The organism is Actinomadura sp. K4S16, from assembly GCF_008327685.1.
Classification (GTDB): domain Bacteria; phylum Actinomycetota; class Actinomycetes; order Streptosporangiales; family Streptosporangiaceae; genus Spirillospora.
On the sequence record NZ_BDDE01000033.1, the window covers coordinates 59,326 to 72,071 of the forward strand.

General features: G+C 73.9%; 11 protein-coding genes and 1 pseudogene. 6 read left to right on the forward strand and 6 right to left on the reverse strand.

What is annotated here, in order from left to right:
* Nucleotides 1–538 precede the first annotated feature (538 nt).
* A pseudogene (locus K4S16_RS46275) lies at nt 539–1,768 on the forward strand (cytochrome c oxidase assembly protein); the annotation flags it as partial.
* A 32-nt stretch (nt 1,769–1,800) separates the two neighbouring features.
* Here K4S16_RS46275 and K4S16_RS46280 read toward each other — a convergent pair.
* The 5 genes from K4S16_RS46280 to K4S16_RS43320 all read right to left on the reverse strand — a co-directional run bounded on the left by K4S16_RS46280 (nt 1,801) and on the right by K4S16_RS43320 (nt 6,852).
* Nucleotides 1,801–3,129 (reverse strand): HD-GYP domain-containing protein, encoded by a 1,329-nt coding sequence (locus K4S16_RS46280; protein ID WP_149264951.1) that lies wholly within the window; start codon nt 3,127–3,129, stop codon nt 1,801–1,803.
* A gap of 10 nt (nt 3,130–3,139) precedes the next feature.
* Nucleotides 3,140–4,489, reverse strand: a complete 1,350-nt coding sequence (locus K4S16_RS43305; RefSeq protein ID WP_149264952.1) for an HD-GYP domain-containing protein — start codon at nt 4,487–4,489, stop codon at nt 3,140–3,142.
* 518 nt (nt 4,490–5,007) lie between these two features.
* Nucleotides 5,008–5,934 carry an NAD-dependent epimerase/dehydratase family protein gene (locus tag K4S16_RS43310; protein WP_149264953.1) on the reverse strand — a complete coding sequence of 309 codons (927 nt, stop codon included), beginning with the start codon at nt 5,932–5,934 and terminating at the stop codon, nt 5,008–5,010.
* 19 nt (nt 5,935–5,953) lie between these two features.
* Nucleotides 5,954–6,250, reverse strand: coding sequence for a mycothiol system anti-sigma-R factor (rsrA, locus tag K4S16_RS43315; RefSeq protein ID WP_149264954.1), 297 nt, complete (start codon nt 6,248–6,250; stop codon nt 5,954–5,956).
* Nucleotides 6,247–6,852: a sigma-70 family RNA polymerase sigma factor gene (locus K4S16_RS43320; protein WP_141577890.1), complete on the reverse strand. Its 606-nt coding sequence runs from the start codon at nt 6,850–6,852 to the stop codon at nt 6,247–6,249. Before K4S16_RS43320 ends, rsrA begins: the two co-directional genes overlap by 4 nt.
* A gap of 362 nt (nt 6,853–7,214) precedes the next feature.
* On the opposite strand from K4S16_RS43320, the gene K4S16_RS43325 reads away from it, so the two are divergent.
* The gene (locus K4S16_RS43325; RefSeq protein WP_308801028.1) at nt 7,215–8,033 is read left to right on the forward strand and encodes a methyltransferase domain-containing protein; all 819 of its coding nucleotides are present in this window, start codon (nt 7,215–7,217) and stop codon (nt 8,031–8,033) included.
* 24 nt (nt 8,034–8,057) lie between these two features.
* Here the strand turns inward: K4S16_RS43325 and K4S16_RS43330 are convergent, their stop codons facing one another.
* On the reverse strand, nt 8,058–8,852 hold the full coding sequence (locus K4S16_RS43330; RefSeq protein WP_200842463.1) for an SOS response-associated peptidase: 795 nt from the start codon (nt 8,850–8,852) through the stop codon (nt 8,058–8,060).
* Between the two features lie 52 nt (nt 8,853–8,904).
* Between K4S16_RS43330 and K4S16_RS45375 the strand changes: the two genes are divergently transcribed.
* From K4S16_RS45375 to aroA, 4 genes are all read left to right on the forward strand, one after another.
* A complete protein-coding gene (locus K4S16_RS45375) occupies nt 8,905–9,954 on the forward strand; it encodes a DoxX family membrane protein (RefSeq protein ID WP_200842464.1) in 1,050 nt (349 codons plus the stop codon).
* 213 nt (nt 9,955–10,167) lie between these two features.
* Nucleotides 10,168–10,656 carry a sigma-70 family RNA polymerase sigma factor gene (locus K4S16_RS43340; RefSeq protein WP_235037449.1) on the forward strand — a complete coding sequence of 163 codons (489 nt, stop codon included), beginning with the start codon at nt 10,168–10,170 and terminating at the stop codon, nt 10,654–10,656.
* Entirely contained in the window at nt 10,653–11,375 is a 723-nt protein-coding gene (locus tag K4S16_RS43345) for a zf-HC2 domain-containing protein (protein ID WP_149264956.1), read from the forward strand. Before K4S16_RS43340 ends, K4S16_RS43345 begins: the two co-directional genes overlap by 4 nt.
* A 95-nt stretch (nt 11,376–11,470) precedes the next feature.
* Nucleotides 11,471–12,742, forward strand: coding sequence for a 3-phosphoshikimate 1-carboxyvinyltransferase (aroA, locus tag K4S16_RS43350; protein WP_149264957.1), 1,272 nt, complete (start codon nt 11,471–11,473; stop codon nt 12,740–12,742).
* Nucleotides 12,743–12,746: the final 4 nt, after the last annotated feature.

Below are 12,746 nucleotides of genomic sequence, written 5' to 3' on the forward strand. Positions count from 1 at the left end.
GAGACACGAGGAGACGCGGGCGGCGGGGACCGATGCGCCGATGCTCGCGATCGGGGCCGGTGCGATCGCGCTGGTCGTCCTCGCGCTCGTGGTGCGGCTCGGCGGCGCGTTCAGCGAGACCGCGGTGCCGGGGCTCTCCCAGGCGGGGGCGCTGACGAAGACCGGCCTGGTGACGGCGCGGCTGGGCGGCAACGCCGCCGCCGTCCTCACGGTCGGATGGCTGCTGGTCGCGGCCGTGTTCGTGCCCGGCACGCCCGCCGCGCGCCGGTGCCGTCGCGCCGCGTCGCTCGCCGCGACGGCCTGGGCCGCGTGCACGCTCGCGCTGATCGTGTTCACCCTCCTCGACCTGTTCGGGGTGGGCGTCACCGGGGTCACCGGCGACATGATGCGGACGTTCCTCGTCGAACTGCCGCAGGGACGGGCGCTGCTCCTCGTCCTCGCCGCCGCGGTCGCCGTGTCGGTCGCGGCGGGCCTCCCCGGAGGCGAGCACCGCGCCGGGAACGGGGCCGGGTACCCGCTGGCCGCCGCGCTCGCCGGGATGCTGCCGCCGCTGTTCACCGGGCACGCCGCGAGCGGCGCGAACCACACCCTCGCCGTCTACAGCCTCGTCGCCCACATCCTGGGCGTCGCGCTGTGGATCGGCGGGCTGGTCGCCCTGGTCACCGTCGCCCCGGCCGTCGGCGACCGGCTCCCCCGCGTCGCCTACCGGTACAGCGGGCTGGCGCTCGTGTCGTTCGCCGTCGTCGGCGCCAGCGGCGCGGTGAACGCGTGGGTGCGGCTCGGCGGCGTCCACCTCGGCTCGCGGTACGGGGCGCTGGTCGTCGCGAAGGCCGCCGCGCTCGCCGTCCTCGGCGCGATCGGCTGGTGGCACCGCCGCGCCACCCTCCCCGCCCTGCGCGACGGGCGGGGCGCGCGGCCCTTCCTGCGGCTCGGCGCCGTCGAGGTCCTCGTGATGGCGGCGACGATGGCGCTCGCCACCGGGCTCTCGCGCACGCCGCCGCCGGAGGTCGCGCCGGGCACGCTGGACGTCGTCGCGCTGCGGCTCGGGTACCCGCTGCCCGGTCCCGCCGGAGCCGGGCCCCTCCTGCTCGACTGGTGGATCGACCCGCTGTTCCTCGTGCTCGTCGCCGGCGGCGCCGTCCTGTACGGGACGGGGGTCGCGCGGGTGCGCGACTGGCCGTGGCGGCGGACCCTGGCCTGGGCCGCCGGGCTGCTCGTGGTGCTGCTGGCCACCTGCAGCGGGATCTCCCGGTACAGCATGGTCCTGTTCAGCGTCCTTGCCGTCCAGCACGTCCTCGTCGGTCTGGTGGCGCCGGTGCTGCTGCTGTACGGGGCGCCGCTGCGGCTGGCGCTGAAGGCGATGCGCGGCGAGGGCGGCCCGCTGCTCGCCGCCGCCGCCGCGAGCCGGGGCGTCCGGGTGCTCGGGGACCCGCTCGTCGCGTCCGCGCTGCTCCTGCTCAGCCTCTACGTGTTCTACCTGTCGCCGCTGTTCGGGGCGTCCCTCGCCAACCACGCCCTGCACTCGCTGGCGCTGGTCGTCTTCCTGGGCGTCGGGCTGGCGTACTTCCACGGGACGGCGGGGACGCTGATGCCGTTCGCCGTCCTGCCGCTTCACGCGATCGCCGGGATCGCCCTGATGCGGCACGGGACCGTCCTCGGCGGCTGGTACGAGCACCTCGGCCGCCGCTGGGGCGCGTCACCGCCGGACGACCAGCACCTCGGCGCGCTGCTCCTGTGGACGGGGGCCGCCGCCGTCACGCTCGCCGTCGCGGCGGCCCACGGACTTCGCGGGCACGGACTTCAGGGGCGGGGGACCCGGTCCACGACGCGGCTGAGCGCCTCGACCACCGTCGGGTCGTACTCGGAGGCGGAGTCGAGCCGCAGCCGCTCCAGCACGGCGGCGCCCCGGTCGCGGTCGCCGGAGTCGCCGACCAGGTCGTCGTAGGCGTTCGCGACCTTGATGATGCGGCCGGCGAGCGGCGGCGGGAGCGGCCGCTCCCCGGCGTCGCCGGACGGCTCGCGCCCCGTCCGGTAGGGGTGCGACGACAGTTGGACGATGTGCGCGACCCGGTCCAGGACACCGGTCTGCTTGATCACCTCGGCGCCGAGCTCGGCGATGCGGCGCTGCTCGGCCGGGGACGCCAGCACCGTCGCGCCGCCCGGGATCGGGTCGCCCAGCGACAGCTGCCCGATGTCGTGCATGAGGGCGGCGTACTCGAGTTCGAGGAGCTCGGCCTCGGACATCCCCAGCTCGCGCCCCATCGCCACCGCGAGCTTGGAGACCCGGCGCGAGTGCCCCGCCTCCACGTAGCCGCCGACCTCGGTGACGCGCGACAGCGCCCGGACGGTCTGCAGGTAGGTGGCGCGGATCCCGGCGTAGCGGCGGAACGCGAACTGCGTCACCAGGATCGGCACCGTGAAGATCAGCAGCGCGGCCTCGCCCATCGCGGTCGTCGCGACCGCGATCAGCATGGCGGTCGCGCTGGTCGCGGCGCACAGCGCCATCTTCGCCTCGAACTCGTCGCGCAGCGCGATGCCGAACCGCGCCCGCACGGCCTCCGCGCGGATCATCGCGGCGATCAGCATGTCGGTGAAGCAGGCCAGCACCACGACGAAGCACATGACGGCCAGCAGCAGCTGCCAGGGCAGGTTGAGGGGCATCAGCGGCCGGAAGCACAGCGCGACGACCGCGACGGTGAACAGCCGCCGCGCCATCGCGTCGGGCTGCGTCGGCCGGCCGACCGCGATGTGCGGCAGCGAGCCGACCAGCATCCCGGCCGCGGTGACGGCCACCACCTGCAGCGCGGAGTGGTCGGCGGCCACGATGCCGAGCCGCGCGCCCGGCGGTGCGCCCTCCGGGCCGACGCCGACCAGCATCGCGTAGCCCATCGCGCCCGCGCTGGCGATCGGCGCGACCTCCCGGTTGCCCGGCATCACCATGCGGAACAGCTCGCCCAGCGCGATCAGCACGCCGAAGATGATCGCGATGTCGGGCTGGTGGAGCCCGACCGCCGCGACCTCGGTGACCGCGACGATGACGAACAGCCCGGCGGTGGCGATCAGCAGGAGCTGGCCGGAGTCGATGGTCTGCCACGCGGCCCGGTCGCGGGCGCGCATCTCCTCGTTCATGGACGTCCCGTCACTGGCGCACCTCGTCGCCGCCGGCGACGCGCAGCGGCGCGCTCGGGTCGTCGTGGTCCTGCTGGGTGGTCTCGACGACGTCGTCGTCCGGCAGCACGACCGGCCGCGGCGGCTCCCAGCCCTCCCGCTCCAGCGCCCGCAGGAACGCCTCCACCATCGCGGGGTCGAAGTGGTCGCCCATCCCGCGGCGCAGCTCCTCGACGGCCTCCTCCTTGGTGCGGGCGGCGCGGTAGGAGCGGGTCGAGGTCATCGAGTCGAACGCGTCCGCGACGGAGATGACCCGGGCGAACTCGGGGATCTCGTCGCCCGCGAGGCCCATCGGGTAGCCGCGGCCGTTCATCTTCTCGTGGTGGTGCATGATGCCGGCGAGCGCCTCGTCCAGGAAGCCGATCTCGCGGACGATCTGCCATCCGCGCATCGGGTGCAGCTGGATCGCGGCGAACTCCTCCTCGGTGAGCGAGCCGGACTTCTGCAGCACCTTGGTCGGGACGCCGAGCTTGCCGACGTCGTGCAGCATCCCCGCGTACCGGATCGCCTCGACCCGCTCGGCGCGCATCCCGATCTCCTGGGCGATCATCACCGAGCCGCGGGAGACGCGCTCGGAGTGGCCGCGGGTGTAGAAGTCCTTGGTCTCGACCGCCTGGCACAGCGCGGCGAGCGTCGCGGCGTGCGCCTGCTGCTGCGCGTACGCCTGGTCCATGGCCCAGCGGGCGATGAACAGCGGGAGCAGGACGAGGACGGCGGCGAGCGGCCCGACCCGCGGCCACAGCCCGGCGATCAGCAGGCCGACCATGCCGTAGCCGAGGCAGCCGACGGCGACCTGGCCGAGCTCGCGCAGCAGTTCGCGCGGCGCGGCCTGCCGGCTGAGGAGCAGCACCCCGGCCATCAGCATGAGGTTGACCAGGACGAACGCGACCAGCGCGGCGAGGAAGGGCCCGATGACGTTCTCCACCCAGCGGGCCTGCTCCGGATGGAAGCGGTCACCGTCGAGGAAGTCGAAGACCGTCCCCGCGATGTACCCGCTGAGCGCGAACTGCGCGCCGTTGAAGAGGCGCTTCTCCGGGGCGAAGAACCGCTGCCCGGTGACCAGCGCGCTGAGCCCGAGCAGCGCGGCGCCGACCGGGCCGAGCAGCACCACCGACGCCAGGCTCGCGGCGAAGCTCAGCGAGACCCTGGCCCGCCTGATGTTCAGCCGCGCGGGCGCCGAGTCGCAGACCAGGAACAGCAGCGCCAGCACGGCGAGTTTCGACCAGTCGAGGTCCGCGAAGGACGACGTCGCGATGAGGCCCGCCGCAAGGGCGACCACACCGCATACGTACGCCCAGGCAGCGAGAGGTAGTCCACGCATTGCCGCCCCTCGGGGAGTGACGAGATGGCGGGCCGCCACCGGGCTCACACGTGCCGGCCGGCACCTAGACCCAGGACACGCCCTTGGTCATCATCAGCGACCACGGCGGCGGGACGCTCGGGCCCCGCCCGTCTCCGTGCGGTGTCACGCGCTTGAGCATGGCTCCTTGCCTCCCCCCAGCCGAACCGGGCCGCCGGCCTCGCGGCCGGCCGCCGGGACCGGACCGGTCCAGGCCTCCCGGGTGAGCGCGTACCCCGAATTCCTCGGAGTGCACGCGCTCCGTCGCTGATTTCGGGCTAAGCCTAACGCGGACCGCCCAGGTCACACAGGCGTGCAGGAAAACGTGAGCAAAGCGTGAACCAATCGTCACCTTAGGTGATCAATTATCCTGGTTGAATTTGCAATCATCACTGCTCGACGCCGGGTGCACAATCTGAATGCACGTGCATCGGCAAATGCACCCCATAAATCGGCGAAGTCAACAAACCAATCCCCGGGAGATTATGCGGCCGGGACGATCAGGGGCGCACCGGATTACGGTCCCGCGCCCAGGCGACCGTCTCCGCGAGCCCTTCGCGCAGCACCGTCCCCGGCTCCCAGCCGAGCGCCTCCCGGGTCGGCCGCGGGTCGATCGCCATGGCGGGCAGGTCGCCCAGCCGGGGCGGCGCGAACTCCGGCTCGTCGGGCGCGCCCGCCGCCGCGGCGACGAGCGAGTGCAGGTCCCGGTCGGTCGTCTGCACGCCGGTGCCCACGTTGAGGCGCAGCCCGCCGCCCGCCTCCCCGCCTGCGCGGGCGAACGCGTCCACCACGTCCCCCACGTAGACGTAGTCGCGGGTCTGGGCGCCGTCGCCGAAGACCTTGGTCGGGCGGCCGGCCAGCAGCGCGTCCGTGAAGATCGAGACGACTCCCGCCTCGCCCTCCGGGGTCTGCCGGGGCCCGTAGACGTTCGCCAGCGTCAGCGTGGTGAAGTCGATCCCGTGCAGCCGCCGGTACATCCCGGCGTACACCTCGCCCGCGACCTTCGAGGCCGCGTACGGGGACGCGGGCCGCAGCTCGGCGTCCGGCGGGACGGGCAGCGCGTCCGGCACCCCGTAGACGGCGCAGCTGGAGGTGAACACGACCTTGCGCGAGCCCGCGGCCCGGGCGGCCTCCAGCACGTTGGCCGTCCCGACCACGTTGGTGCGGGCGTCGCCCAGCGGGTCGGCCACGCTGAGCCGGACGCTGACCTGCGCGGCCAGGTGGAAGACCACCTCGGGGCGGCGGACGGCCGCCCGCTCGGCGAGCGCCGGGTCGCTGACGTCCATCTCCCACAGCTCGACGCCCGGCTGGACGTTCGCTCCCGAGGACCTGTCGTCCACGCCGACGACCTCGTGGCCGTCCGCGAGGAGCCTGTCGACGAGATGGGATCCGATGAATCCGGCCGCGCCGGTGACGAGTGTCAGCACACCGGCAAGATACCGGTGCTCAGGCGCTCTCCGGCTTGCCGGCGCCCCCGGTCGCCTGGATCTCGCCGCAGATCTCCTCGATGCGGCCGAGCACCTTGGCGCGCAGGTCGGTGGGCGCCTGCTCGCACCCGCACGACTTGTTCACGAGCTTCTTGACGGCCTCTTCGAGGCCGTACTCGCGCAGGCACGGCCCGCACTCGTCGAGGTGCTGGCGCACCTCGCCGCAGCCGCCCTGGTCGAGCTCGCCGTCGAGGTAGGTGTAGACGCGGGCGAGCACCTCGTCGCAGGGCGTCTCGTGGTGGTTGCCGCAGCTCATGTCGACCCCCTGCTCGCGCGGGTGAGCCCGCGCTCGTCGGCGTAGTCCTCAAGCATGCCGCGCAACTGGCGCCGGCCGCGGTGCAACCGGGACATCACCGTGCCGATGGGCGTGCCCATGATCTCGGCGATCTCCTTGTAGGCGAAGCCTTCGACGTCGGCGAGGTAGACGGCGATGCGGAACTCCTCCGGAAGCTCCTGCAGCGCCCGCTTGACGTCGGAGTCGGGGAGGTGCTCCAGCGCCTCGGCCTCGGCCGACTTCAGCCCGCTCGACGTGTGGGACTCGGCACGGGCGATCTGCCAGTCCTCGATGTCGTCGGTGGCGGCCTGCTGCGGCTGGCGCTGGCGCTTGCGGTAGGAGTTGATGAACGTGTTGGTCAGGATCCGGTAGAGCCAGGCCTTGAGGTTCGTCCCCTCCTTGAACTGGTGGAAGGACGCGAACGCCTTGGCGAACGTCTCCTGGACGAGGTCCTCGGCGTCGGCCGGGTTGCGCGTCATGCGCAACGCGGCCGAATACATCTGGTCCAAGAACGGGAGCACGTCGCGCTGGAAGCGCTCCTGGCGCTGCTCCACGGTCTCCGCGGTGCCCGGTACCTGACCCACCCCCTCGGCTCTGGCGCCCGTGGCCTTGACCGGCCGGGCGGCGCCGTACCCCTCAGACGATATCGACCCTCCAGACGATATCGGTCCGCGAGGCCTGCCGACGCGGGCGGGGGCCCGCGCGTCGCCGCGGGGCCCGGTCGTTCCGGCCCTCCGCTGCTGATCGGCGACGGCTGTGGTCATCCGGCTCGCACCTCCGATTTCCAGGGCTCTGTGAGAGGGTGCAACACCGGAACGCCCCCGCCGATTCCCGGCCGGGGGCGGCGCGCCGGAACCGGGTCGCCGGACCCCGTCCCTCACTCAGGGTGATGACCGGCCCCGGACGGGGAAAGATGTGACATACACGGCTAGAACAGGAGCAATTGGTGCACTCGGTGCCTTCGGCGCGACCTTCCGAGCCCACCATCGCCAGCCTGCGGGACACCTCCGGTGACGGGTCAGGGGACTCCCTTGCGCGGTACTGGACGTTCTACGGTGCGGTGGCGGACGCCCAGCTCACCCGGTGGCTGCCGCGCAGGCCGTCCCGCGTGCTGGACATCTCGGGAGGCCACGGACACAGCGCGGCCCAGGCGGCCGCGGCCGGCCACACGGTGCTGGAGGTACGCGACCCCGAACGCTTCGGCCGGCCGGCGCCCGGCCGCCCGGCGCCGGCCCGGTCCGCCGCCGGGCACCCCGTCGCGGGCACGGTCCCGCTGATCGCCGACTCGGGCACGCTGTCCTACCTCGCCGACGCCTGCGTGGACTCCGTGATCGCCGAGAACCGCGTGCTGTCCCGGCACCTCGCCACCGAGGCCACGATCGCCGAGATCGCCCGGGTGCTGCGCCCCGGCGGCCGCGTCCTGCTGTGCGTCGACTCCCTCACCCTCGGCATGGCGCTGCTGGCCGAGCGCAACTACTGGGCGCACCTGTCGGACGTCCCGAGCGCCGAGGTCGTCCTCGTGCCCTGGCCGGACGGGACGATCACCCGCTCGTTCTCCTCGCACCAGCTCCGCGAGCTGCTCGCCGACGCGGGCCTGGAGGTCGAGTGGATCAGGCCCCGGACGGTGCTGTCGCCCTCGACGGTCGAGCACGTCCTCGGCGAGTCCCCGCGGGCGCTGGAACGCCTCGTCCGCACCGAGCTCAACGCGCGCCAGACCGACGAATCGCTCGGCATCCACCTACTGGCCAGCGCCCGGCGGCGGTAGCGCGGCGCGCGATATGGCAACGCGTCAGAACAGGCCCTCGGAATGGCCGCCGGAACCATCCTCGGAATTCGCCGGCTCTATGAGTTCCGGGCCGTTGTTCCGAACGCTGTTGACGGCCTTTGACACCGGGTAGGCGTCCATTGTCCCGGCCATGGCGGGCACCAGGAGGCCGCGCACCCGCTCGGTGTCGGTGAGCGCGGGGTCGAGCCAGGCGTCCCACCGGTCCGGCTCGACGATCATCGGCATCCGGTCGTGGATCCGGCCGAGGTCGTCCGGCGCGTTCGTGGTGATGACGGTGCAGGTCCACACCCACTCGTCCTCGGGCGACTTCCACAGCTCGTACAGGCCGGCCATCGCCATGACGGCGCCGTCCTTGGGACGGATGAAGTACGGCTGCTTCTGCGCCTTCTTCTTGGCCTTCTTCTCGCCTTCGGCCGGATCGGCCGCGCCGCCCTGGTCCTGGATCGTGTACCACTCGAAGTAGCCGTCGGCGGGGAGCAGGCAGCGGCGCCTGGCGAACGCCCGGCGGTAGGACGGCTTCTCGTGCACCGTCTCGACCCGCGCGTTGATCATGCGGGACCCGATGGACAGGTCCTTCGCCCAGGACGGCACGAGGCCCCACCGCACGGTCCGCAGCTGGCGCACCGCCGGCGCCTCGTCGGGCTCGTCCTTCGGCCGCCGGTCGAGCACGACCGGGACCTGCTTGGTGGGAGCGACGTTGTAGTCGGGCTGGATGTCCCCGTCGACCGCGTCGAGCTGCACCTGGAACTCGTCCAGCAGCTCCTGACGCGCGCGGGTGGTGGCGTAGCGTCCGCACATGGGTCCCATCCTGCCGCGCTTGAGGCGCGGCGCGCTGGGCATGTAGCGGGTCATGCGACCCTTCACGACCATGGCCCGCCCGTTCGTGGCGGCGCCGTACATCATCACCGGCATGGAGGCCCTCCGTGATCCGCGCGAACGCGCCGAGCGGGTGGGCCCGGCCGTCAAGCCGGTCGCCGACCGGATCGACTGGCTGCCCAAGGACCCCGAGACCCTCGTCCGCATGCAGGGCGCGCTCAGCGTCGGCACCGGCGCGCTGCTGCTGACCGGGAGGTTCCGGCGGCTCACGACGCTGCTGCTCGCGGCGCAGCTCATCCCCGCGCTGGCGACCGAGCACCGCTTCTGGACCGAGGACGACCCCGAGCGCCGCGCCGACGAACGCTCCCACCTGCTGAAGAACGCCGGCCTGTTCGGCGCGCTGCTCATGGTGGCGACCGAGCCGCGCCGCGCGCCCCGCACGGCCGAGCTGCGCCGCATCGCCCGCGAGACGCAGATCAAGAGCGGCGCGGAGGCCAGGGCGATGCGCCGCGAGGCCGCCGTGACGCTGCGGGAGGCGCGCCGGGAGGCGGCCCGGCAGGTGCGCGTGGCCCGCGCCGAGGGCGGGCGCAAGGCCGCCAGGCAGGCCGCCAAGGCGTCGAGGAGCGCCAAGGGCGCCCGGTCCGGCGGCGCGTTCCGGCTCGGCAAGGCGACCGGCGTGCTCAAGACCGCGAAGACGGGCGGCAAGGCCGGCGCCAAGGCGGGCGGCAAGGCGGGCACCGTGCTCAAGACCGCCGGAGCGGGCGCCGCGGTCACGGCGAGCAAGGCCGGCGGCGCGCTCAGGACCGCCGGGACGGGCGCCGCGGTCAAGGCGGGCAGGACGAGCGGCGTGCTCAGGACCGCGAAGACGGGCGCCAAGGCCGGCATCGCGGTGAAGGTCGCCAAGGCGGCGGGCGACGCGTTCAAGTTCGGGCGCCGTCCGAAGCCGTCCAAAGCCGCGCGGGCGGGCCGGACCATCAAGGCCGGGACCGCGGCGCAGGCGGCGAAGGCGGCCAAGGCCGGACGGACCGTCAAGGCGGGGACCGCCGCGCAGGCGGGCAAGGCCCTCCACGCCGTGAAGCGGTGACTTCCCGAAGAGAACCTTAAAAGATTCTCAAGAACGTTGAACCGCGGGCCGGGGCGGTTCCGTACTGCCAGAGGACCGCCCTTCCATCACGACGGAGACGCCCCGGCCATGGCAGTTCCCGGATCGACCGGCCGCCACAGCGGCGGCCTGCGGAGCCTGCTCCGCCGCCCCGGCGCGGCGCGGGCCGCGCAGGACGCGGCCGACGAGGAGATGGTGGCCGAGCTGTACCGCGAGTACCATCGGCCCCTCCTCGCGTTCGTCTTGCGGCTGACGGGCGGCGACCGCCCGTGGGCCGAGGACGTGGTGCAGGAGACCATGATCAGGGCATGGCGCAGCGCGGACCGGCTCGACGACCGGACCTCCTCGCTGATGCCGTGGCTGGCCACGGTCTCCCGGCGTATCGTGATCGACAACCGGCGGATGCGCGAGGTCCGGCCGCCGGAGGTCGGCGACGGGCCCCTGGAGAACCTCCCCATGGCGGACGAGATGGACGCGCTGCTGCGCAGGGTCGTGGTGACCGAGGCGCTGGAGTCGCTCTCCCCCGCGCACCGGCAGGCGCTGACCGAGACGGTGCTGCGCGACCGGACGGTGAACCAGGCCGCCGAGTACCTGGGCATCCCGGTGGGGACGGTCAAGTCCCGCGTGTACTACGCGCTGCGCGCCTTGCGCGTGTCCTTGGAGGAGAGGGGGGTGACGTCATGAGTTCCCAGGTCGAGCACACCGATGTCGGCGCTTACGCGCTGGGCCTTCTCGAAGACGGCGATCGGCGGGCGTTCGAGGCGCATCTGCGAGGGTGCGGGTCGTGCCAGGCCGAGCTGGGCGAGCTGTCCGGGACGGTGGGCGCCCTCTCCGAGCTGGCGCCCGCGGCGGGGCCGATCCCCGGCCCCCGCCGGGCGGGAGGGGGCGGCGAGCCGTCCGCACCGCCGGCGGAGGTGATCGACATGGTGCGGCGCCGGCGGCGGTCCGACCGGCGGTTCCGGCGCGGCGCCTACGTCGTCGGCACGGCCGCCGCGGCCACGGCGCTGGCCGCGGGCATCGGCATCGGCGCGGCCGTGGACGGCGAGGCCCCCGCTCCGAAGCCGCCCGCGACGCAGGCCATCAGCGGCGAGAAGTTCCACGCCGCGAACGCGAGCACGGGCGCGTCCGGCACCGTCGGGCTGGTCGACAAGGGCTGGGGGACGCAGGTCGGCCTGGAGCTGAAGGGCATCCGGGGCCCGCTGAAGTGCCACCTGGAGGCGGTGTCGCGGGACGGCGAGCGCACCGTCGTCGCGGGATGGCGCGTCCCCGACAAGGGCTACGGCGTCCCGGACCAGCCCAAGCCCCTCGTCATGCAGGGCGGGACGGGGCTCACCCGCCAGGAGATCGACCACTTCGAGGTCCGGCTGGACGACGGCGGAACGCTGCTGACGATCCCGCTCTGACCGTGCCCGCTACGCCCGCTCCGCCCGCTCCCGCTCGGCTCGCTCCCGGTCCGATCGTCCCGCGTCCGCCGCTCCCGGCCCGATAACCTTGGGGCATGTCCTCTCCGCACTGGTCCGCCCCGGTCGCCCATGCCCCGGTGGACGCCACCGTGCCGCTGCCCGGGTCGAAGTCGATGACGAACCGGGCGCTGATCCTGGCCGCGCTCGCGGAGGCGCCCGCCTGCATCACCCGGCCCCTGCACAGCCGCGACACCGAGCTCATGGCGGACGCCCTGCGCGCCCTCGGCGCGGGCATCGGGGAGGACGGCGCCGACTGGCAGGTGCTGCCGGGGCGCCTTGAGGGCCCGGCGCGCGTCGACGTGGGGCTGGCCGGGACCGTGATGCGGTTCCTGCCGCCGGTCGCCGCCCTGGCGTCGGGCGAGGTGGCCGTCGACGGCGACCCGCGCGCCCGCGAGCGCCCGATGGGCCCGATCATCACGGCGCTGCGGGCGCTCGGCGCCGAGATCGACGACGGGGGCCGCGGCGCGCTCCCGTTCACCGTCCGCGGCTCGGGCTCGGTGCCCGGCGGCCAGGTCGTGATCGACGCCTCGGCGTCCTCCCAGCTGGTGTCGGGGCTGCTGCTGGCCGCGCCGCGGTTCGACAAGGGCGTGGAGGTCAGGCACGAGGGGCCGCCGGTGCCGTCCGCGCCGCATCTGGCGATGACCGTCCAGATGCTGCGGCAGGCGGGCGCGGAGGTCGAGACGGGGCCCGACGTGTGGCGCGTCGCGCCCGGCCCGCTGCGCGGCGGCGAGTGGGTGATCGAGCCGGACCTGTCGAACGCGGCGCAGTTCCTCGGCGCGGCGCTGGTCACCGGGGGCCGCGTGACGATCCCCGGCTGGCCGGCGGAGACCACCCAGCCCGGCGACGCGCTGCGCGGGCTGCTCGCCGCGATGGGCGCCGAGGTGACCCGCGGGCCGGACGGCCTGACCGTGCGCGGCGGGGACGGGTTCGGCGGCCTCGACGCCGACCTGCACGAGGTCGGGGAGCTGACGCCGGTGCTCGCGGCCCTCGCCGCGCTGGCCGGCTCGCCGTCCCGGCTGACGGGCGTCGCGCACCTGCGCGGCCACGAGACCGACCGGCTCGCCGCCCTGGTCGCCGAGATCAACGGGCTGGGCGGCGACGTCCGGGAGCTGCCCGACGGGCTGGAGATCCGCCCGCGCCCGCTGCGCGGCGGCGTCTTCCGCACCTACGACGACCACCGGATGGTGATGGCGGCGGCGCTGCTCGGATTGGCCGTTCCCGGCATCGAAGTGGAGAATCCAGACACCGTGGGCAAGACTCTTCCGAACTTCACTCGGCAGTGGGCGTCGATGCTGGCGCCCGCCTGACAGC